15 protein-coding genes are annotated in these 21,362 nt (G+C 69.3%); 5 read left to right on the top strand and 10 right to left on the bottom strand.

Annotation, left to right across the window (positions count from 1 at the left end; translation table 11 throughout):
* Window positions 1–247 precede the first annotated feature (247 nt).
* The 3 genes from ACIQPT_RS14575 to ACIQPT_RS14565 all read left to right on the top strand — a co-directional run bounded on the left by ACIQPT_RS14575 (window position 248) and on the right by ACIQPT_RS14565 (window position 3,337).
* Window positions 248–1,324: a ParA family protein gene (locus tag ACIQPT_RS14575; protein WP_078585112.1), complete on the top strand. Its 1,077-nt coding sequence runs from the start codon at window positions 248–250 to the stop codon at window positions 1,322–1,324.
* Window positions 1,321–2,415, top strand: coding sequence for a ParB/RepB/Spo0J family partition protein (locus tag ACIQPT_RS14570; protein ID WP_401155920.1), 1,095 nt, complete (start codon window positions 1,321–1,323; stop codon window positions 2,413–2,415). The genes ACIQPT_RS14575 and ACIQPT_RS14570 overlap by 4 nt, the downstream gene beginning before the upstream one ends.
* 304 nt (window positions 2,416–2,719) lie before the next feature.
* A complete protein-coding gene (locus ACIQPT_RS14565; protein WP_401155918.1) occupies window positions 2,720–3,337 on the top strand; it encodes a GNAT family N-acetyltransferase in 618 nt (205 codons plus the stop codon).
* A 106-nt stretch (window positions 3,338–3,443) separates the two neighbouring features.
* Here ACIQPT_RS14565 and trxA read toward each other — a convergent pair whose 3' ends face one another.
* From trxA to ACIQPT_RS14530, 7 genes are all read right to left on the bottom strand, one after another.
* Window positions 3,444–3,776: a thioredoxin gene (gene trxA, locus ACIQPT_RS14560; protein ID WP_007447388.1), complete on the bottom strand. Its 333-nt coding sequence runs from the start codon at window positions 3,774–3,776 to the stop codon at window positions 3,444–3,446.
* A 46-nt stretch (window positions 3,777–3,822) separates the two neighbouring features.
* Window positions 3,823–4,794, bottom strand: coding sequence for a thioredoxin-disulfide reductase (gene trxB / locus ACIQPT_RS14555; protein ID WP_401155916.1), 972 nt, complete (start codon window positions 4,792–4,794; stop codon window positions 3,823–3,825).
* A gap of 126 nt (window positions 4,795–4,920) precedes the next feature.
* Window positions 4,921–5,904: a hypothetical protein gene (locus ACIQPT_RS14550; protein ID WP_401155914.1), complete on the bottom strand. Its 984-nt coding sequence runs from the start codon at window positions 5,902–5,904 to the stop codon at window positions 4,921–4,923.
* A complete protein-coding gene (gene sigM / locus ACIQPT_RS14545; protein WP_401155912.1) occupies window positions 5,901–6,617 on the bottom strand; it encodes an RNA polymerase sigma factor SigM in 717 nt (238 codons plus the stop codon). The genes ACIQPT_RS14550 and sigM overlap by 4 nt, the downstream gene beginning before the upstream one ends.
* Window positions 6,618–6,780: 163 nt before the next feature.
* On the bottom strand, window positions 6,781–8,511 hold the full coding sequence (locus ACIQPT_RS14540; RefSeq protein ID WP_401155911.1) for a protein kinase family protein: 1,731 nt from the start codon (window positions 8,509–8,511) through the stop codon (window positions 6,781–6,783).
* A gap of 129 nt (window positions 8,512–8,640) precedes the next feature.
* Window positions 8,641–10,803, bottom strand: a complete 2,163-nt coding sequence (gene murJ / locus ACIQPT_RS14535; RefSeq protein ID WP_401155909.1) for a murein biosynthesis integral membrane protein MurJ — start codon at window positions 10,801–10,803, stop codon at window positions 8,641–8,643.
* A 50-nt stretch (window positions 10,804–10,853) separates the two neighbouring features.
* Window positions 10,854–13,148 (bottom strand): DUF6049 family protein, encoded by a 2,295-nt coding sequence (locus tag ACIQPT_RS14530; protein ID WP_401155908.1) that lies wholly within the window; start codon window positions 13,146–13,148, stop codon window positions 10,854–10,856.
* Window positions 13,149–13,328: 180 nt separating this feature from the next.
* Here ACIQPT_RS14530 and ACIQPT_RS14525 point away from each other — a divergent pair, with 180 nt between their 5' ends.
* Window positions 13,329–14,771, top strand: a complete 1,443-nt coding sequence (locus ACIQPT_RS14525) for a CCA tRNA nucleotidyltransferase (RefSeq protein ID WP_401155906.1) — start codon at window positions 13,329–13,331, stop codon at window positions 14,769–14,771.
* A 98-nt stretch (window positions 14,772–14,869) separates the two neighbouring features.
* On the opposite strand, the gene ACIQPT_RS14520 is transcribed toward ACIQPT_RS14525, so the two are convergent.
* The 3 genes from ACIQPT_RS14520 to ACIQPT_RS14510 form a co-directional block, all read right to left on the bottom strand.
* Entirely contained in the window at window positions 14,870–16,138 is a 1,269-nt protein-coding gene (locus ACIQPT_RS14520) for an MFS transporter (RefSeq protein ID WP_401155904.1), read from the bottom strand.
* A gap of 125 nt (window positions 16,139–16,263) precedes the next feature.
* A complete protein-coding gene (locus ACIQPT_RS14515; RefSeq protein ID WP_026290415.1) occupies window positions 16,264–17,346 on the bottom strand; it encodes an inositol-3-phosphate synthase in 1,083 nt (360 codons plus the stop codon).
* A gap of 59 nt (window positions 17,347–17,405) precedes the next feature.
* The gene (locus ACIQPT_RS14510; RefSeq protein ID WP_401155902.1) at window positions 17,406–18,113 is read right to left on the bottom strand and encodes a PadR family transcriptional regulator; all 708 of its coding nucleotides are present in this window, start codon (window positions 18,111–18,113) and stop codon (window positions 17,406–17,408) included.
* A gap of 400 nt (window positions 18,114–18,513) precedes the next feature.
* Here ACIQPT_RS14510 and ACIQPT_RS14505 point away from each other — a divergent pair, with 400 nt between their 5' ends.
* Entirely contained in the window at window positions 18,514–21,288 is a 2,775-nt protein-coding gene (locus ACIQPT_RS14505; RefSeq protein WP_401155900.1) for a transglycosylase domain-containing protein, read from the top strand.
* The last annotated feature ends 74 nt before the right edge of the window (window positions 21,289–21,362 follow it).

The raw sequence follows: 21,362 nt of genomic DNA, 5'->3' as shown, positions 1-21,362 counted from the left end.
CCGCTTAGCAGTGGTTCTACCGGAAAGTAGCGATACGTACCTCGTGCGGAGTGTCGTGGCCTGGTAGTTGCTCAGCGGGGGCATCGTGTTTCACGTGAAACGTCGCTCTCTGCTGCAGGGAATCATCGGCCGCGGTCGTGCGGCTGCCACGCCGCGCGACCGCAAGCCCGGACGGGTTGCCGAGTTGTCCACACGCACGGATTCATCCACAGAACAGCGGGCCTCGCTGGTTCACGACCCCGAAAGCATGGCAGGCTCTGTTCATTGCGAGCCTGAAGTCGAGGAGAGTGAATCCTTGCGGTCCGACGCCAACATCGCGGGACCGATGACCGACCCGGTCCCCGGTCCCCGAACCGAGTCCGTGGGTGAGGGTGTTTCACGTGAAACACCGCCGCCGATGGACGACACACCCATCGGCCGTGCCGCTCAGCTGGCGGTCGAGGCCCTCGGCCGCGCCGGCGAAGGGCTGCCCCGCCCTGACCGCACCCGCGTCATGGTGGTGGCCAACCAGAAGGGCGGAGTCGGGAAGACGACCACGACGGTCAACCTTGCCGCTTCCCTGGCCCTGCACGGTGCGCGCGTTCTGGTGGTCGACCTCGACCCGCAGGGCAACGCCTCCACGGCTCTGGGTATCGACCACCATGCCGATGTTCCCTCGATCTACGACGTCCTGGTGGAGAGCCGCCCGCTCTCCGAGGTGGTCCAGCCCGTACCGGACGTCGAGGGTCTCTTCTGTGCCCCCGCCACCATCGATCTCGCCGGTGCGGAGATCGAGCTGGTCTCGCTGGTGGCACGGGAGAGCCGGCTTCAGCGGGCCATCCAGGCGTACGAGCAGCCGCTGGACTACATCCTCATCGACTGCCCGCCCTCGCTGGGCCTGCTGACGGTGAACGCGCTGGTGGCCGGCGCCGAGGTGCTGATCCCCATCCAGTGCGAGTACTACGCGCTGGAAGGGCTGGGGCAGCTCCTGCGGAACGTCGACCTGGTGCGGGGCCATCTGAATCCGGATCTGCATGTCTCGACGATCCTGTTGACGATGTACGACGGCCGGACGAGGCTCGCCTCCCAGGTCGCCGAGGAGGTCCGTACCCACTTCGGCAAAGAAGTGCTGCGGACGAGCATCCCGCGGTCGGTGCGCATCTCGGAGGCACCGAGCTACGGGCAGACCGTGCTGACCTACGACCCGGGCTCCAGCGGTTCGCTCTCGTACCTCGAAGCCGCTCGGGAGATCGCCTTGCGGGGCGTCGGAGTGCACTACGAGGCTCAGCACGCCCACACGAGCAGTCAGAACAGCCAGCAGAACGTTTCGGAGGGCATTCAGTGAGTGAGCGTCGTAGAGGGCTGGGACGTGGGCTCGGTGCGCTGATCCCCGCCGCTCCCCAGGAGAAGCAGGTGTCGGCGCCCGGAGGCGGCCAGGCGTCGTCCGGTGCGGGTCCGGTTCTGACGGCGGAGCGTGGGGTGGCCGCGGCGAAGGTGACCGCGCTGCCGTCCGTCCCGGTGGTGCCGGAGCCGGCGTCCGCCCCGGAGAGCCGGTCCGAGCAGGAGGCCGGGACGTCCGGCGCGTACTTCGCCGAGCTGCCGATTGGGGAGATTACCCCGAACCCCCGCCAGCCCCGTGAGGTCTTCGACGAGGACGCGCTGGCCGAGCTGGTCGTCTCCATCAAGGAAGTCGGCCTGCTCCAGCCGGTCGTCGTCCGGAAGGTGGGCCCGGACAGCTACGAGCTCATCATGGGTGAGCGTCGGTGGCGGGCCTGCCGCGAAGCGGGCCTGGAGCGGATTCCCACCATCGTCCGTGCCACGGACGACGAGAAGCTGCTGCTGGACGCGCTGCTGGAGAACCTCCACCGGGCTCAGCTGAACCCGCTCGAAGAGGCCGCTGCGTACGACCAGCTGCTCAAGGACTTCAAGTGCACCCATGACCAGCTGGCCGACCGGATCGGCCGCTCCCGTCCGCAGGTGTCGAACACGCTGAGGCTCCTGCGGCTTTCGCCGCCGGTGCAGCGCCGGGTCGCCGCGGGTGTTCTCTCGGCCGGTCATGCCCGTGCCCTGCTGTCCGTGGACGACTCCGAGGAGCAGGACCGGCTGGCCCACCGCATCGTGGCCGAGGGGCTCTCGGTGCGTGCGGTCGAGGAGATCGTGACGCTCATGGGCTCGCGTCCCACGAGCTCTCCGAAGTCCAAGGGTCCGAGGGCCGGCGGCCGACTGTCCCCCGCCCTGACCGACCTGGCGACCCGTCTGTCCGACCGTTTCGAGACCCGGGTGAAGGTCGACCTGGGGCAGAAGAAGGGCAAGATCGTCGTCGAGTTCGCCTCGATGGAGGATCTGGACCGGATTCTCGGCAGTCTCGCTCCGGGCGAGGGCCGTGTGCTGGAGCGTCGGCTCGCCGAGACGTCCGAGGAGGACGACGAGGGCTGAGCCGCGGATTCTCGCGGAAGGGCGGGTCGTGCGCCGGTGTATACCGGAACACGGTCCGCCCTTTGCTCTCTCTCGGTATCCGCATCACCTCTGGGTGGATACGATGCGTTCTGGGACGGCGCATCCACGGTGATCGACCTCAGAGGAGGGCGGAGGCCTTGCGAAGAGTGAGCCGCGGTCGGCTCGTTACGGTCGGGCTGGGCCTGGGCGTCGTCGGGGGATTCGTCGGCAGTCTGTTCCATGAACGGAGCGCGCTGGCAGCCGCACGTGATGCGGCGGGCGAAGGAAGTGAGGAATCGCCGTCATGGGGCGTCGGCTCGTACCACTCACCCTGGACAACCTTCCGGATCTCCCCGAGCGTTGCCGCTCGTGTGTCTTCTGGGAACTTGACCCGGTCAGTGGGGAAGCCGCGGTAAAGGCGGGCAAGCCGGAGTTGGAGAAGGAAGCCTGGATCTCCGCGGTCCTCCTTGAGTGGGGCTCCTGCGGCCGGGTGGTCTATGTGGACGACGTACCGGCCGGCTTCGTGCTCTATGCCCCGCCCGCGTACGTCCCCCGCTCGACGGCTTTCCCGACCAGTCCGGTCTCCCCCGATGCCGTCCAGCTCATCACCGGTCTGATCATTCCGGAGTACCAGGGCCAGGGGCTGGGCCGGGTGATGGTGCAGACGGTGGCGAAGGACGTTCTGCGTCGGGGCTTCAAGGCGATCGAGGCGTTCGGGAACGCGCGGTCCGAACAGGCCACGTGCGTACTTCCCGCGGATCATCTGCTGGCCGTCGGCTTCAAGACCGTGCGGCCGCATCCCGCGTACCCACGGCTGAGGCTGGACCTGCGGACGACGCTCTCCTGGAAGGAAGACGTGGAGATGGCGCTCGACCGGCTTCTGGGGGCGGTCCAGAAGGAGCCGGTGCTGCGGCCGCTGTGAGGCCGGGCCGCTGCCGGCCGCCATGCGGAACAGGCTGCCATGCGAAACGGGCCCACCCTCTCGGAGGGTGGGCCCGTTTCACGTGAAACATTGCGCTGCTTCGCTGCTAGGCGGTGATGAAGCCCTCGAGGTCGCGGAGGATCGCGGCCTTCGGCTTGGCGCCGACGATCGTCTTGGCGACCTCGCCGCCCTGGTAGACGTTCAGAGTCGGGATGGACATCACGCCGTACTTGGCGGCGGTGGCCGGGTTCTCGTCGATGTTGAGCTTGACGATCTCGATCTGGTCGCCGTGCTCTGCCGCGATCGCCTCGAGCGAGGGGGCGATCTGGCGGCACGGGCCGCACCAGGCGGCCCAGAAGTCCACCAGAACGGGCTTGTCGCTCTTGAGGACGACCTCGTCGAAGGTGTCATCCGTAACGTGCTTCAGGTCGCCGGCCACGGCGGCCTCCTTAGTCTCTCGGGGTGGTGGGGTGCGGTGCGGACGTTCAGACGGCCGGGGTCTTCTCCGGCTCGGCGGGCTCCGCGTCGGCCAGGGCCGCGAGGAAGCGCTCGGCGTCCAGGGCGGCGGAGCAGCCGGTGCCCGCTGCCGTGATGGCCTGACGGTAGGTGTGGTCGACCACGTCTCCGGCGCCGAACACGCCGGTGAGGTTGGTGCGCGTGGAGGGCGCCTCGACCTTCAGGTAACCCTCGTCGTCGAGCTCCAGCTGGCCCTTGAAGAGCTCGGTGCGCGGGTCGTGGCCGACGGCGATGAACAGTCCGGTCACGGGGAGCTCGGACGTCTCGCCGGTCTTGGTGTTGCGCAGGGTCAGACCGGAGAGCTTCTGGTCGCCCTTGACCTCGGCGACCTCGCTGTCCCAGGCGAACTTGATCTTCGGGTCGGCGAAGGCACGGTCCTGCATGGCCTTGGAGGCACGCAGGGTGTCGCGGCGGTGGACGATCGTCACGGACTTGGCGAAGCGGGAGAGGAAGGTCGCCTCCTCCATCGCGGTGTCGCCGCCGCCGATCACAGCGATGTCGTGGTCCTTGAAGAAGAAGCCGTCGCAGGTGGCGCACCAGGAGACGCCGCGTCCGGAGAGGGCGTCCTCGTTGGGCAGTCCGAGCTTGCGGTGCTGGGAGCCGGTCGTGACGATGACGGCCTTGGCGCGGTGGACGGTGCCCGCGGTGTCGGTGACGGTCTTGATATCACCGGTGAGGTCGACCGCGACCACGTCGTCGGGGATCAGCTCGGCGCCGAAGCGCTCGGCCTGGGCCCGCATGTTGTCCATGAGCTCGGGGCCCATGATGCCGTCCTGGAAGCCGGGGAAGTTCTCCACGTCGGTGGTGTTCATCAGCGCACCGCCAGCCGTGACGGCGCCCTCGAAGACCAACGGGTTCAGCGAGGCGCGGGCGGTGTACAGCGCGGCGGTGTACCCGGCCGGTCCGGAGCCGATGATGATCACATTACGGACGTCGCTCACGGGTTACTTCCTCGTTTCTGCAGACTGCCTAACTGCTTACGGGGTCGGTTCAACGACTCTCACCCCACCCAACGGATCCTACGGCTGATGCATTCCCGAACGTGCCGCGGCGGTCGCGGACGGTCTTCAGGGGCGGTCGTAGGCGCGCGTGAGCAGTAGCTGCCCGGTGGACTCCGGGGCGGTGTCCACGCAGGCAGCGGCCACGAGGTAGGCCTGTACGCGCGCGGGGTCGCTCGAGTGGGGAAGGACGACGAGATAGGTGTCCGTTCCCTGGTACGTCCCCTCGTCGAGAGCGAGGGCCGGCGTGGTGCGGCCGGTGGCCTGCTGCACACAGGGGGGAACGGCGACGGCAGGGGCCTTGAACGGGCTCCTGGACGCTTCGGCGTCGGGCGTGAGGGCCTCGCTCGTCGACTTGGTGTCCGCGTCCGGCGGCACCTTCTTGGCTCCGGGGTTCTCCTGGCTCGCCCCGCCGCCGAGGAGTTCCTGCACCTGGGATTCGAGCGTGCCGTCGGCGTAGGTGTGCGCGCCGCTCTCCGAGACGCTGACTCCGCTGTCGGCCGCCGTCCCGGAGGAATCGCCGGAGGGGGAGACGGACTGGAGGAGGAAGACGCTCATCCCGATGACCGCCGCGCCGAACGCGGTGCCGAGGACCACAGCACGCCGACGGCGGCGGGTGGGACGGCGGCCCGGCCCGGTGGCGGCGGAGGACCGGCCCGCGGGCCGGTCCGGGACAGTGGCGCCGCCGCGCACAGGAGTGGACCCGGCTGTCGCGTCAGCGGTCGTTGTGGTTTGAGCGGTCGTGTCTTCGGCGGTCGTTGTTTCACGTGAAACAACCACCGGCTCGTCCACGCCGGGTGTCGTGGGGAGGGCCTCCGCCGCGAGAGCCGCGTCGATACGGGCGGCGATGTCCTCGGGCATCGGCTCGGGGGCGGGCATCGTTCCGAGCAGCCCGCGGATCTCCTCGAGGGAGCCCTGTACCTCCGAGCAGAGGTCGCACCCCGCGACGTGCTGCCGGACTTCCGCCGCCCGGGAAGGAGGGAGCAGCCCCTCGGTGAGATCGGAGATCTCGGTGACCTCCGGGTGCTGAGCCGTGTCGGCTGTGGATGTCACGGGCGCCCACCTCCTCCCTTCGTAGCGGCAGGATCGCTTGCTCCTGCGTCTCTGGGGCCTGACGCAGGTGGGACGGATGCTCCGGGCGTCCGGTTCCTTCCGGCGGCACCGTTCTCCCCGTCGGGGGTCTGGCCCCCGGTTCCCGCGCGCAGATGGCGGACCAGGGGGGCCAGTCTCGCCCGGCCCCGGGCGCATCGGCTTTTCACGGTGCCGGTCGGCACCTCCAGGATGCTGGCCGCCTCCGCGACGGGGTAGCCCTGCATGTCGACGAGGACAAGGGCCGCCCGCTGCTCGGCGGGCAGCGTGGCCAGGGCTTCCTGGAGCTGGCGCTGGAGGTCCTGCCGTACGGCGGGGGCCTCGGCCGATTCGTGGGGTTCCAGGAGCTGGTCGAGGCGTTCGGCGTCGTCCACCGGGGATGTCTTGCGGGAAGCGGCCTTGCGGACCCGGTCGAGGCAGGCGTTGACGGTGATCCGGTGCAGCCAGGTGGTGACGGCGGACTGGCCGCGGAAGGTGTGGGCGGCGCGGAAGGCGGAGACCAGGGCGTCCTGGACGGCGTCGGCCGCCTCTTCCCTGTCTCCCAGGGTGCGCAGCGCCACGGCCCAGAGCCGGTCGCGGTGGCGGCGTACGAGTTCACCGAAGGCGTCGGGGTCGCCCGCCACGTGCTGGGCGAGCAGCTCCGAGTCGCTCGGTGCCTCTGGTGGAACGGAATCCACCGTGCTCCCCCTCCGAACCGGATCCGATGTCACATATGGGCCGCAGCCGGCGAAGCGGTGGCGACGGGGAGAAGCCTGCCGTCACGGGTATGACGGCCGCAACCCTTGGCGTCGCGGGCGCTCGGTGGGCGAACGGTCCGCCCCACAGTAGCCGGGCGGTGGATCAGCCGAGGACGGAGATGTCGGTGATGCCGCCCCGATAGCCGCCTGTTCCGTCCGACGGGAGTTCCGTGATGTGGATCAGGACGTAGCGGGTACGGACGGGCTTGTCGAGCTTCTCCTCGAGCGAGGATCCCGCGACCGTCCGCTTGACGATCGACTGGTCGAAGTCGGCCGTCGTGGACGGAGACGAGGCGTCCGGGGACGCGGCGAGCACGGTCGTCGTCTGGCCCGCCCGGTACATGGACACGTCGATGCCGGAGACGTCCCGTACCTTGCCGAGGTCGACGATGATGCCGCTGCCCTGCTTGCGCTGGGGGAGGTTGCCGAAGTTGGCGAAGGTCTCGTACCGCGGGGTGATCCAGTGGGTTCCGGAATCGCCGTCGATGGTGTTCGGCACGTCCCGCTGCTTGATGCCGGAGCCGTCGGGCATGAACTCCGTGGCCCCCGCGATGTCCAGGGGTTCGGTGGACAGTGCCGGCTTGTCGTCCTTGTTCTTGTCGTTCTCGTTCGGCTCGGTGACGCCGGTGTCGTCCGACCCCTTGGTCCGGTCGAGCAGTGCCTCCGCGAGCTGCCAGCTGCCGAGGCCCAGCGCGGCGATGAGGAGCGCCGAGACGGTCCACTTCAGGACGCGGCCGGTACGGCTCTGCAGCGGGGCCGGAGGGATCGGCATCACGGGCTGGGTGACGGAGGACGGGTGCGAGGACGGGCGCCCGTACGTGCCCTGCTGATAGGTCGTCCGCTGGTACGCCGGCGGCGCGGTGAACGTGGGCTCCGGAGGGAGGATGCGCGGCATGGCAGCGACGGCCCTGGCCAGCTCGTCCGGGGTGGTGCAGGGCGGCTCCTGCCGGGAGGCGGTGGCGCCGTCGTTGGCGAGCGCCCGCATGGCGAGCTCGGAGAGGCCCCGGTGGACGCCGGCCCGGACCTGGTCCGGGGCGATGAGTCCCATGCCCTTGGGCAGCCCGGAGAGCCCGTGGGCGTCGCTCCCGTACGGCCAGCGGTGGGTCAGCGCGGCGTACAGCAGGGCGCCGATGGCCTCGGTGTCCGTACGGAGGGGGCGTTCGGCGGTGATGCCGCGCAGGGCGGCGTTCACGGCGAGCCCGCGGATGCGGTACTGCCCAGTGGAGCTGCGCAGGACCGCGCCGGGGGTGAGGCGCAGATGGGCCAGTCCCTCGCGGTGGGCGGCGGCCATCGCCTGGGAGAGCTGGCTGACGAGCTGGTAGGCGTCGTGGGCCTCCATCGGCCCGGTGGCCAGCAGCGCGGTGAGCTCGGTGGCGTCCGGCAGCCATTCATGGACCACGTAGACGAGGTCGTTCTCCTCGACGGCGTCCAGGACCTGGACGAAGCGGGGGTCGCCGAGCAGCGCGGAGGATCGGGCGGCGGCCAGCACCGAACGGGCCCGCGGGTGGTCCGCGGTCAGCAGGTGGACGCCCACCGCCCGGCGGAGTTTCTCGTCGACGGCGCGCCAGCTGCTGAAGCCGTCCAGACGGGTGACGCACTCCTCCAGGCGGTAGCGCCCGGCGAGTTTGTGACCGCTGTGCAGATCGGGTGACGCCGGAACGGCCTCGGAACCCTCCCGCCCCCCGTCCGTGTCCTCGGTGTCCTTGGGGCTCGCGCCCCTGGTGTCCTCGGCTTGCGCCGTCCCGTCGGCCGTGGCCCCGTCCGCCTTGGCGGTCAGCGGCTCGTCGCCGCTGTTGTCGGCCACGTCGACGGCGGCCGTGCTACGTTCCGCCACCGTCGTTCCTGCCTCCCCATTCGTTGCGCGATGCCAGCCAGCTCTGCACAGTCACGCCAATTGTGCCCACACTCCAGCGCTATGCACGACACGCGGAGTGCGGCGATGGTTGTGCGGGCGGGCGCTCATTCAGCGTCCGAGCCGTCCACGGACCATGCCGACCAGGCCGTTGACCTCTTCGATGCGCATCTTCTTCGCCGCGACGAAGAAGATGCCCAGGAGGAGGACGCCGCCGCAGATCAGCGCGGCCATGGAGCCGAGAGCACCGGTGCCGACCACTTCCAGGATCCCGAATCCGACGGCGCCGCCGACCAGCGCGGCGGGCACCGCGGCCATGCAGAGGCGGGCGTAGGTCCGGACGATGTGCGCCCCGTCCAGGTCGCTGCCCAGCCGGGTGCTCAGCCGGCGCCAGGCGACGCCGACGCCGACCGCGTAGGCCAGACCGTAGGAGAAGGCCATGCCGACGACGGCCCAGCGGGCGGGCAGGACGACGTAACAGAGCGCGGAGGCCGCGGCGTTGACGGCGGCCACGATGACCGTGTTGTAGAAGGGCGTGCGGGTGTCCTCGTAGGCGTAGAACCCGCGGAGGACGACGTACTGCACGGAGTACGGGATCAGGCCGAGCGCGAAGGCCATGAGGATGAAGCCCATGGAGCGGGCGGCCTCGGTGCCGCTGGAGGCGTACAGCAGGGTGGCCATCGGCAGGCCGAGCGCGAGGAAGGCGAAGGCCACCGGCACGATGGCGACGGCCGAGTTGCGCAGTCCCTGGGAGATGTCGTCGCGGACCGCACCCGGGTCGTTGTCATGGGCGGCCCGGGAGATGCGGGGCAGCAGCGCGGCCATGACCGAGACGGTGATGATGGCCTGCGGCATGCCCCAGATCAGCTGGGCGTTGGAGTAGGCCAGGAACCCGGTGCCGTCGTGGCCCGAGGCCGCGCCGGCCGCAGTGGCGAGCTGGGTGACGACCAGGACGCCCGCCTGGTTGGCCAGGACGAACAGGACGGTCCACTTGGCCAGTTTGACGGTCTTGCCGAGCCCATGGCCCTTCCAGTCGAACCGGGGGCGGAAGCTGAAGCCCGTCTCGCGCAGGTAGGGGATCATCGCCAGGGACTGGACGATGAGGCCGAGCAGGGTGCCGATGCCGAGCAGCCGGACACCCTCCGGCGGAATCGTGTCGACACCCATCTGCGATTCGGCGGAGGTGCCGTAGACCCAGATGAACAGCCCGAACGTGATGATCATGACGATGTTGTTCAGGACCGGGGTCCACATCATCGCGCCGAACTTGCCACGGGCGTTGAGGATCTGTCCCATCACCACGTGCACACCCATGAAGAAGATGGTGGGCAGGCAGTACCGGGCGAAGGTGACGGCCACGCTGTTGGCGGCCACGTCGTCGGCGATCGTGCTGGACATCAGCTTGATCAGTACCGGTGCGACGAGGACCGCCGCGGCGACGATCAGGCCGAGCGCGACCATCACCAGGGTCAGGAGCCGGTTGGCGAACGCCTCGCCGCCGTCCTCGTCGTCCTTCATGGCACGGACGAGCTGGGGGACGAAGACCGAGTTCAGGCCGCCGCCGACGGTGAGGATGTAGATCATCGTCGGCAGGGTGTACGCGATGGTGAAGCTGTCGCCGAGCATCGCGGCGCCGAGTGCGGCGGTGATGACCAGGGACCGGACGAATCCGGTCAGCCGGGAGACGAGCGTGCCGGCGGCCATGACCGCGCTGGACTTGAGGAGTCCGGAGACCTTCCCGCCGCCACCCTTGGCGGGCTCGGGTGCGGGAGCCGGTTCGGGCTGGGGCGGCACCGGAGGCTTCCCCGATCCCTCCTGGTCCCGGAAGAGATGGGCGAAGGCGTCCGGCTCCTGCCGGTCGTCCGACGCCTGGGTGACGAGGTCGTCGACGCCGACGAACTGCGTGGTCGCCGGGCGGTCCCCGTACGGCAGGTGCCGGGAGGGCCCCGCCGGTTCGGGGGGCGGGGTCTGGGCCCAGATGCGCGGGTCGGGGGCGTACGGAGCGGCGGGCGGCTGCTGGTAGAGCGGCCCCGGCTCCTGGTAGGTGCCGGGAGGCGGCGGAGGGTGCGCGGCGCGGTCGTAGAGCGCCTCGCCCACCGGGTCCTGGGCGGCCAGGTCCTGCGCCCGGTAGGGGTCGTCGTCGTAGGCGTGCTGGAGGTACGGGTCCGGCGGCACGGAGCCGTCCTGGCCCGCGCCCGGAGGAACCGGAGGCCCGCCCGGAGACGCTGCTCCGCCCGCGCCCTGCCCGCGGTCACCGTCGTACGGCGCGTTCATCGAAACCCCTACCTCATCGTCCCCGGCCGACCGGCCTCGACAGACATCGCTCAACGGTCCACTTTCTCACCCGTTTCCGGCGGGGCCCCGCTTTCCGGACCGGTGTCCGGAGTCGGGTCACTCGGCTGCTCGGGTCCGTCGCCGTTGCCGCCCGCCGTGTCGCTTGCCACGGCGCGCTTGCGGTGGCTGTACATCCTGATGCCTGCCAGCACCAGGAGCAGCAGTCCACCGGCGATCACGAGCAGCACGGTGGGTGTCACCTCGGAGACCTTCACGGTGAAGGTCATCGCTTCGCCGTACTGCCTGCCGTCCTCCGTGTACAGCCGGGCGGTCACCTGGGCCCGGCCGTTGGCGCTGGTCGCCGTGTCGAACTTCACCGACTGGCTGTGCCCGCCCGCGATGTTGATCGGCAGTGCCGCGGTGGTCCCGTCGTCGTTGAACTTGAGCCGGATGTTGTCCGAGGTGAGCCGGAGAGTCAGCCGGTCGACACCCTGCACCAGCTGGTTCTGCACGGTTACCGGGATCGTCGCGCTGCGCCCGGAGAGGGTGACGTCGGACTTCTCGATGAGCTGAACCTCGGAGGTGAGGCTCTGCAGGTAGTCGCGGACCGCGTCCCGGTACTGCTGCGCTTCCAGGGGCCGGCCGCGCCAGGACGTCGACATCGAGCGGTTGACGGCGTTGCCGAAGGGCGTCACCACGCGCTCGGGCTGCGTCAGGATCGTCTCGAAGCTGTCGAGTGAGCCCTGGGTGGTGCGGATGTCCTGGAAGGCCTGTGTGGGCAGTTCCTGGGCGCGGAGCTTCTTCGGGTACGCGGCTGCCCGGGGGACCTTGGTGGTGGCCATCGGGTCGGGCTTCACCTCGGCGGCGGCGGCGAGGTCGAGGGGCTGTGTCCAGCGGTTGCCCGACAGTCCCTCCAGGGCGCGGGCCATCGTCTGGGCCTGCGCGACGGTGGGCATCCGCGGCGGGGCCACGACGATGCTGCGCTCGTTGTCGGGCGCCTGCTCGGTCAGTGCGAGGGTCTGGGCGAGGAACTTCTGGACCGCGAGGGTGGAGGCGCCCGCCCTCGACATGTCGCCGTCGAACAGGGTCGACAGCCGGGCGTCCGCGACGACCGCGGTGGTCCCCCCGCCGATCGGCCGCGCCGCGGTCGGCGTGTACGGAAGCGCCGAGGTCTCCCGGAAGCTGTCGCTGCGGGCGATCACGTTGTGGGCGCCCGCCGAGGTCGCCACATCGACGATGGAGGAGTCCACGGCGCCGTTCACGGGCCAGGCGAAGTCGGTGGACGGCTTCACATGGAGGAGGGTCTCCACCGCGGTCGCGGCCACCGTGGAGGCGTTCTGCAGATGGCTGAGCGTTCCGGAGACGTTCTTGCCGCGGTGCGCGATGGAGGCCAGGTCCGGGTCGGCGAACGGCAGCGCGATCACCTTGCCGTCCTCCACCACCTTCTCCAGAGCGGTGAGCCACTGCTTGGCGACGGCCTGGTTCTTGCCCGGAACGGTCGTGTCACCCGACTTGACCTCGTACTTCCCGGCCATCGCCGCGACGCTCGCCAGGAGGTCCGGGTCGATGACCCAGGTCACGGGGAGCCGGCTGCCCAGGGCCACCATCTGCTCCAGCCGGCCGCCGGGCGCCAGCTCCTTGGCCAGGTCGTCGTCGGTGAACACGGGGGTCTGCTGTTCGTCCGAGCGGGTTTCCGCCGTGACGTGGGGGGACGCGATCAGCGGCCAGAGAAAGGTGAGCTTCGTCCTGCTCTCGCTCGCCTCGGGCTGCCAGGGCAGGAACGAGCGCTTGATGCCCAGCACCTGCTCGTAGGGGGTGGTGGTCGTCCGGCCGGAGACCGAGACGCCGAGCTGGTAGACGCCCGGGTCGTCCAGACCCAGCTTGTCGACGGGCACGGTGAGCGTGAAGTCCTGGCTGATGCCCCTGGCGAGCTTGGGGAACTTCACCGTGTACGTGTCGCCGACGGTGACCGGGTCGGCACCGGGGACGTACGTGGTGCGCTTGGCGGCGTCGTCGACCTCTCCCCGGCCGGTGAGCCGGGGGCCGACCCGCAGATCGACCTCGGCGCTGCTGATCGTCTCCTTGCCCTTGTTCGTGAGCGTTCCGGAGACGGTCAGGGTGTCGTCCTCCGTGGGAACGCTCGGGGAGAGCGTGTCCAGGGACACATCGACCGTACGGGAGCCCGTGGGGGCCTTGGCGGGCTCGGCGGCCGGGGCGGAACCGGCGGCCGGAACGGCCAGGAGACCGGCCAGCAGCGGTGCTCCCAGCACCGCGGTGGCCGTGCGCCGGAGCCACCGGCGGGCAGGGGACGGACGCGTCCCCTGGAAGTCTGCCGCCTCGGCCACGCGCCTACCCGTCCCTCTTCGTCGTCAGATGCTGTCGATCGTTCGGTCCTGCGTCCCCGCATGGTAACGAGGTGCGGCGGGCCGAAGTGCTGGGGTCCGTCGCACATGATCGCGGGTATCCCGCAGGGTCCCCGTAAACGATGACGCCGCGACCGGTCCGTGCACGTACCCTTTTCTGTTGTGCCGAACGCCAACGAAGAGAACGCCAGTGCACTGAGCCAGGTGCAGCACCGCGCGGTGAGTGAGCTGCTGCGGGTGTCCCCGGTCGCCGACGACCTCGCCCGTCGATTCCAGGAGGCCGGATTCGGTCTCGCGCTGGTCGGCGGCTCGGTCCGCGACGCACTGCTGGGCAGGCTCGGGAACGACTTGGACTTCACCACCGATGCCCGCCCCGAGGACGTGCTCAAGATCGTCCGGCCCTGGGCCGACTCGGTGTGGGAGGTCGGGATCGCCTTCGGCACCGTCGGCTCGCAGAAGGACGGCTACCAGATCGAGGTCACGACCTACCGGTCCGAGGCGTACGACCGGACCTCGCGGAAGCCGGAGGTCTCCTACGGCGACTCCATCGAGGACGACCTCGTGCGCCGCGACTTCACGGTCAACGCGATGGCCGTGGCCCTGCCGCAGAAGGAGTTCGTCGATCCGTACGGAGGTCTGAAGGACCTCGCGGAGCGGGTGCTGCGCACTCCGGGCACGCCCGAGGCGTCCTTCTCCGACGACCCGCTGCGCATGCTGCGCGCGGCCCGCTTCGCCGCACAGCTCGACTTCGAGGTCGCCCCCGACGTCGTCACTGCCATGACGGAGATGGCCGCGCGGATCGGGATCGTCTCCGCCGAGCGGGTCCGCGACGAACTCAACAAGCTGCTGCTCTCCCAGAACCCGCGCAAGGGCCTGGGGCTCCTGGTCGACACGGGCCTGGCCGAGCAGGTGCTGCCCGAGCTTCCCGCGCTGCGCCTGGAGAGTGACGAGCATCACCGTCACAAGGACGTCTACGAGCACTCGCTGACCGTCCTGGAGCAGGCCATCGGCCTGGAGGAGGACGGCCCCGATCTCGTCCTGCGGCTGGCCGCGCTGCTCCACGACATCGGCAAGCCGAGGACCCGCCGCTTCGAGAAGGACGGCAGGGTCTCCTTCCACCACCACGAGGTGGTGGGCGCGAAGATGACGAAGAAGCGCATGACCGAGCTCAAGTACTCCAACGAGCTCGTCAAGGACGTGTCGAAGCTGGTGGAACTCCACCTGCGCTTCCACGGGTACGGCGACGGCGAGTGGACCGACTCCGCGGTGCGCCGGTACGTGCGCGACGCCGGGCCGCTGCTGGAGCGCCTCCACAAGCTGACCCGGTCGGACTGCACGACCCGGAACAAGCGCAAGGCGAACGCGCTCTCCCGCACCTACGACGGGCTGGAGGAGCGCATCGCCCTGCTGCAGGAGCAGGAGGAGCTCGACTCGATCCGCCCCGATCTGGACGGCAACGAGATCATGCAGATCCTCGACGTCGGCCCAGGACCGGTGATCGGCAAGGCGTACGGGTTCCTGCTGGAGCTGCGCCTGGAGCACGGGCCCATGGAGCGGGACGCCGCTGTGGCGGCGCTCAAGGAGTGGTGGGCGCGGCAGGACTGAACCGGCGCGGTGATGTTTCACGTGAAACATCACCCGCTGGACGTGCCGAGGGGCGTTGTTTCACGTGAAACAACGCCCCTCCGCACGTCCATGAGCGGCTATCGGTGGGCTTCGGTACGTCGCCAGCGGAACATCGTCACCGCGACCACCGCGTACAGCGCCGACACGACCACCACGACGGAGACCGATCTGCCGTCCGGCGGGAGCATCAGGGCGGCTACCCCCGCGGCGCTCACGAACGCGACGTTGAAGAGCACGTCGTAGAGCGAGAAGACGCGGCCGCGGAAGGAATCGTCGACCGAGGTCTGCACGACTGTGTCGGTCGCGATCTTCGACCCCTGTGTCACGACGCCGAGCACGAACGCGGCGATCAGCATCGGGGCGAGGGTGAAGGAGAGCCCCAGGGCGGGCACCAGGACCGCCGCCGTCCCGGCACAGGCCACGATCCACCCGTACCGGCCGAGCCGCCCCACTCCCCACGGGGTGAGGACGGCGGCGACGAAGAAGCCCGCACCGGACACCCCGACCGCCAGGCCGAGCAGGGCCAGCCCGTCGGACTCGGTGTCCGACCAGGCATAGCGGCACAGCATGAGCACCATCACGGTGAGGGCGCCGTAACAGAAGCGGATCACGGTCATCGCGGCCAGGGCCCGGGCCGCGTGGTCCCGCTGTGCCAGATGCCGCAGCCCGGCGACGAGCCCGCGTGCTGTGACGGCCAGAGCGGCCCGCAGCCGCAGGGGGCTCCCGTCGATGTCCGGCCCCAGCAGGGTGCGGGGCAGGCTCAGGGACGCCAGCGCGGACAGCAGATAGAGCATCGACCCCAGCAGTACGACCGCCGCGTCGGACTCGTCGGCCAGCAGCCGTACGAGGAAGGCGAGGCCGCCGCCCGCGGTCGCCGCCAGGGTGCCGGCGGTCGGGGAGAGGGAGTTGGCGACGACGAGGCGATCGGTGTCGACCACCCGGGGCAGGGCGGCGGAGAGGCCGGCCAGCACGAAGCGGTTGACGGCGGTGACGCAGAGGGCCGAGGCGTAGAAGAGCCAGTCGGGCACCGAGGCGAGGATCAGCAGCGCCGTGGAGCAGGCCAGGGCGGCCCGCAGGAGGTTCCCGTAGAGAAAGACCTGACGTCGGGGCCAGCGGTCCAGCAGTACCCCCGCGAAGGGCCCGATCAGGGAGTAGGGCAGGAGGAGCACGGCCATCGCGGAAGCGATCGCGGCGGCCGACGTCTGCTTTTCCGGGGAGAAGACGACGTAGGCGGCGAGGGCGACCTGGTAGACGCCGTCGGCGGACTGCGACAGGAGCCGCACCATGAGCAGGCGGCGGAAGTTCCGCAGGCGCAGCAGGGTGCGCAGATCACGCGCGACAGACATGGGAGCAAGCGTCACACACGTCGGGGGTCCGCGGGCGGATTGCCCGGGGACCCCCGACGTGCGGCAGGAAGAGGTGAGCGTCTCCGCTCAGCGCTCCGGTGAGGCTCTCGGCCGAGAAGGCCGGTTCAGCTCTCGGTGTCGCCGTTGATGAAGCGCTCGACGTTCTCGCGGGCCTCGTCGTCGAAGTACTGCACCGGCGGGCTCTTCATGAAGTAGCTCGAAGCCGAGAGGATCGGGCCACCGATGCCGCGGTCCTTGGCGATCTTCGCCGCACGGACGGCGTCGATGATGACACCGGCCGAGTTCGGGGAGTCCCACACCTCGAGCTTGTACTCCAGGTTCAGCGGAACGTCGCCGAACGCGCGGCCCTCGAGGCGCACGTACGCCCACTTGCGGTCGTCCAGCCAGGCCACGTAGTCCGAGGGGCCGATGTGGACGTTGTCCGCACCGAGCTCACGGTCACGGATCTGCGAGGTGACGGCCTGCGTCTTCGAGATCTTCTTGGACTCCAGGCGCTCACGCTCGAGCATGTTCTTGAAGTCCATGTTGCCGCCGACGTTCAGCTGCATCGTGCGGTCCAGGATGACACCGCGGTCCTCGAAGAGCTTCGCCATCACGCGGTGCGTGATGGTGGCGCCCACCTGGGACTTGATGTCGTCGCCGACGATCGGGACACCGGCCTCGGTGAACTTGTCCGCCCACTCCTTGGTGCCGGCGATGAAGACCGGGAGAGCGTTGACGAACGCGACCTTGGCGTCGATGGCGCACTGCGCGTAGAACTTCGCAGCGACCTCGGAACCGACGGGCAGGTAGCAGACGAGAACGTCGACCTGCTTGTCCTTGAGGACCTGGACGACGTCGACCGGGGCGTCCGCGGACTCCTCGATCGTCTCGCGGTAGTACTTGCCGAGACCGTCGTGGGTGTGGCCGCGCTGGACGGTCACGCCCGTGTTCGGCACGTCCGCGATCTTGATGGTGTTGTTCTCGCTGGCGCCGATGGCGTCCGCGAGGTCGAGGCCGACCTTCTTCGCGTCGACGTCGAAGGCGGCGACGAACTCGACGTCACTGACGTGGTACTCGCCGAACTGGACGTGCATCAGACCGGGCACCTTGCCGGCCGGATCGGCGTCCTTGTAGTACTCGACGCCCTGCACCAGCGAGGCGGCGCAGTTGCCCACGCCTACGATGGCTACGCGAACCGAACCCATTCCGGTTGCTCCCTGTGTAATCGGTGTTTCCGATGAAGTCGCCGCGGAGTGCGATGACTTCACTTGGCGGTGTCGTCGGACGGATCCGGCGGGACGTTGTCCCGATGCCGGGGCAGGCCGCCCGTCTCTCCAGGTGTGTCCTGCTGAGCGGAGCCGTCGGGCGAGGATCGTCGCCGATCCCGTCCCGACCGCTCGCTCTCGATGAGCTCGTTCAGCCAGCGCACTTCGCGCTCCACGGACTCCATGCCGTGCCGCTGCAGCTCAAGTGTGTAGTCGTCGAGTCGTTCACGGGTGCGGGCGAGAGAGGCGCGCATCTTCTCCAGACGCTCCTCCAGCCGGCTGCGCCGGCCTTCGAGGACCCGCATCCGCACATCGCGCTCGGTCTGGCCGAAGAAGGCGAAGCGCGCTGCGAAGTGCTCGTCCTCCCAGGCGTCCGGACCCGTGTGCGACAGCAGCTCCTCGAAGTGCTCCTTACCTTCTGCCGTCAACCGGTAGACGATCTTCGCCCGGCGTCCCGTCAGTGACGAGGAGGCGGCGGTCGGGCGTCCGGTGACCGGCGCGGTGTCCGCCGGGTCACCGGCGGGCTCCTCGATCAACCAGCCGCTGGCGACCAGCGTCTTGAGGCAGGGGTAGAGGGTTCCGTAGCTGAACGCACGGAAGATCCCCAGCGAGGTGTTGAGGCGTTTGCGCAGCTCATAGCCGTGCATCGGCGATTCGCGGAGCAGGCCGAGAACGGCGAACTCGAGGATGCCGGAGCGTCGGCTCACCGGTGCCTCCTCCTTCTCCCGCTGCTTCCGTCGGCACAGTCCACCGGAATCACCGGTGCACTTATGCCGTGCTGATGTATCGACTCGATACATCAGCACGATAGATCGCTCCGACCTGTTCGACAAGGGTGACCTTCGTGAACGGCGTCACATCGGCGATTCCCAGGGTTCGACTTGCGTTGTTTGGGGTGAAGTTCGGCCCTAGGCGGGTTTTGACCGTGCGTAGTCTGTGCGGCATGCAGACCACCGGGAACCGCGAGGCGCTTTCGCGCGTCAGTCATCGCGGACTGCCGGATGTACTGCGGATGAGCCTTCCGCAGTGGCTTGTCCGTAATTCGGGGGGACCGGATCTCAACTGCCGCTTCCAGGCGCTCTCGCCTGCCCGAGGAGTAGTCGTTCCATGAGCGAGCACCGTCGCAAAACGCCTCAGCCACAGGGTGGCGGGCGTGCCGCGGCCAGACGAGCCGCCCAGCAGCCGACCGGACGCCGAGCAGTCCCGTCACGCAGAGCCACTTCGGAATCACCTTCCGAATCGCCGTCCGAGTCGCACGGAGGCGAGGAGCGCCAGTACGGCAGTCGCGCCGAGGCCCGCCGAGCGGCCCAGCGCGGCGGCCGACGCCGCGGCGCCGACGCAGGGGGCCACGGCTCCGGCGGCGGGGGCGGCCGACGACGCGGTGGCGGCGGCGGTTCCGACGGACCGGGGGGCCGGGGACGGGACAACGGCGGTCCCGGCAAGAAGCGCTTCATCGACTACCCGCGCCACGGCAAGTACGGGTTCCGCCGCTGGGTGCCCTCGTGGAAGCTGGTGTCGGGGCTCTGCCTGGCGTTCCTCGGCGTGCTGATGGGCATCGGGGGCATCGCCTACGCGTGGGTGGTCCCACCGGACATCAACAAAACGGCCCAGGCGCAGAACAACGTCTACTACTGGGCCGACGGCACGCAGATGGTGGCGACCGGCGGTGTAGCGAACCGTCAGGAGCTCAAGTACGAGCAGATCCCGGTGGAGATGCGCAACGCCGTGATCTCGGCCGAGAACAAGAGCTTCGAATCGGACCGCGGCATCGACCCCAAGGGCATGGGCCGGGCCCTGGTCAACATGGCGACCGGCGGTGAGACCCAGGGTGGCTCGACCATCACCCAGCAGTACGTGAAGAACTCCATGCTCACCCAGGACCAGACGTTCAAGCGGAAGTTCCAGGAGCTCTTCATCACGCTCAAGGTCGCCGGCCAGAAGCCGAAGGAAGAAGTGATGGCCGGCTACCTCAACGTCTCGTACTACGGGCGTGGGGCTTCCGGACTGCAGGCAGCCGCCCGGACCTACTACAACAAGGACGCCGACGAGCTGAACGCGAGCGAGTGCGCCTTCCTGGCCACCTTGCTCAAGGGCGCGAGCTACTACGACCCCGCCGGCGCTCCCGACATCGACAAGGCCAACGCGACCAAGGCGAAGAACACCGATCGGGCCAAGAAGCGTTGGGAGTGGATCCTCAACGAGCAGGTCAAGGACGGGCGCATGAGCGCGGAGGACCGCGCCAAGTACACGAAGTTCCCCATGCCGCTGCCGAAGAAGAAGGACGCCAAGCTGGGCGGCCAGACCGGCTACCTGGTGGACCTCGCCAAAAAGTACTTCCTCGCCAACAACGACCAGGGCATCGACGCCAAGCAGCTCGAGATGGGCGGCTTCGAGATCCACACCACCTTCCAGAAGGAGAGGGTGCAGGAGCTCGAAGCAGCGGTGAACAAGGTCTACAAGGCCAAGATCAGGCCCAAGGACCGTCCCGAGACGGACACGCACGTCGAGTTCGGCGGCGCGTCCGTGGATGCGAAGACCGGCGCCATCATCGCCACGTACGGCGGCCAGGACGCCACCACGCACTTCACGAACAACGCCGATGCCACCGGCGCCCAGGTCGGATCGACCTTCAAGCCCTTCGTGCTGGCCGCCGCCATGCAGTACGGCGTGCGCGACCCGTCCGGCGAGAAGGAGCAGAGCGAGTCCCAGCGCACCCAGGTCTCGCCGGAGAGCATCTACAACGGTGACGACGGTCTGCGGATCAGGGACTACACGGGCGAGATCTGGCTGAACGAGGACGACAAGGAATGGCGCCAGACCAACGACGGCAACGAGAACTACGGTGAGATCGACCTGCGGACGGCCATGGAGAAGTCCGCGAACTCCCCGTTCGTGCAGCTCGGCATGGACGTCGGGACGGACAAGGTCAGGGACGTCGCCGTCGCCTCCGGTCTGAAGGACGACGAATTCATGGCGGACGCGTCCGTTCCGTCGTTCTCCATCGGCACCTCGTCGCCCAGCGCCATCCGCATGGCAGGCTCCTACGCCACCTTCGCCACGAGCGGCCAGCAGAACGACACGTACTCGGTGACCGAGGCGAAGCACGAGGGCGTGACCGTCTTCAAGCACAAGAAGAAGTCCAAGCGCGCCTTCAGCCCGGTCATCGCCGACAACGTCACGGACGTGCTGAAGAACGTCGTGGAGAACGGAACGGGTACGCCCGCCCGGCTGGAGGGCCGTGAGGCCGCGGGCAAGACCGGTACGACGGACGGCAACCGGTCCGCCTGGTTCGTCGGCTACACCCCGCAGGTCTCGACCGCCATCAGCATGTTCCGGCTCGACGACGACGAGACGAACAAAGAGCGCGAGTTCTTGAAGATGTTCGGCACGGGTGGCGAGGAGAAGATCCACGGCGCCTCGTTCCCTGCCTCCATCTGGCACGACTACATGACCGGGGCGATGAAGGGCAGGAAGGCCATCTCCTTCCCGGAGCCGCAGGACCTGGGCGATGTCGTCTGGGGCGGTGGCGCGGTCAGCCCCAGCCCGACGCCCAGCCCCACGCCTTCGGCGACGCCCTCCGACGAGCCGTCGCCGACTCCGGATCCGACCGAGACCACCCCGAGCCCGTCGCCGACGCCGAGCAGGACCTGCGGCTTCTTCGACCCGGACTGCCAGACGGCCAACGGCGGAGCGAACTCCGGGGCGAACGCCGGCGCGGACGGCGGCGGTGACAACAGCGGAGCGACCGACGGCAGTGACAACGGCGGCGCGGACGGCGGTGGTGACAACTCCGGAGCGACCGACGGCGGTGACAACGGCGGCGCCCAGGGAGCCAACGGCAATCCGGGTGGAACCGGATCGATCTGGGGCAACTCCGGATAGCCGGACCGCAGGCCGGGTCCCGCGGGGTCCGGCTCAGCGCAGCGGCGAGGGCCGCCGTACCCATCCGGGTGCGG

The organism is Streptomyces sp. NPDC091289 (assembly GCF_044757365.1).
Classification (GTDB): Bacteria; Actinomycetota; Actinomycetes; order Streptomycetales; family Streptomycetaceae; genus Streptomyces.
Note: the sequence above shows the minus strand (reverse complement) of the source record. Positions and strands in the feature narration are given on the sequence as shown.

Bases quoted from the DNA above. Each gene is read 5' to 3' on its own strand.
- ACIQPT_RS14575 (WP_078585112.1), top strand. From the start codon at position 248: ATGGCAGGCTCTGTTCATTGCGAGCCTGAAGTCGAGGAGAGTGAATCC.
- ACIQPT_RS14565 (WP_401155918.1), top strand. From the start codon at position 2,720: ATGGGGCGTCGGCTCGTACCACTCACCCTGGACAACCTTCCGGATCTC.
- murJ (WP_401155909.1), bottom strand. From the start codon at position 10,803: ATGAACGCGCCGTACGACGGTGACCGCGGGCAGGGCGCGGGCGGAGCA.
- ACIQPT_RS14520 (WP_401155904.1), bottom strand. From the start codon at position 16,138: ATGTCTGTCGCGCGTGATCTGCGCACCCTGCTGCGCCTGCGGAACTTC.
- ACIQPT_RS14515 (WP_026290415.1), bottom strand. From the start codon at position 17,346: ATGGGTTCGGTTCGCGTAGCCATCGTAGGCGTGGGCAACTGCGCCGCC.
- ACIQPT_RS14505 (WP_401155900.1), top strand. From the start codon at position 18,514: ATGAGCGAGCACCGTCGCAAAACGCCTCAGCCACAGGGTGGCGGGCGT.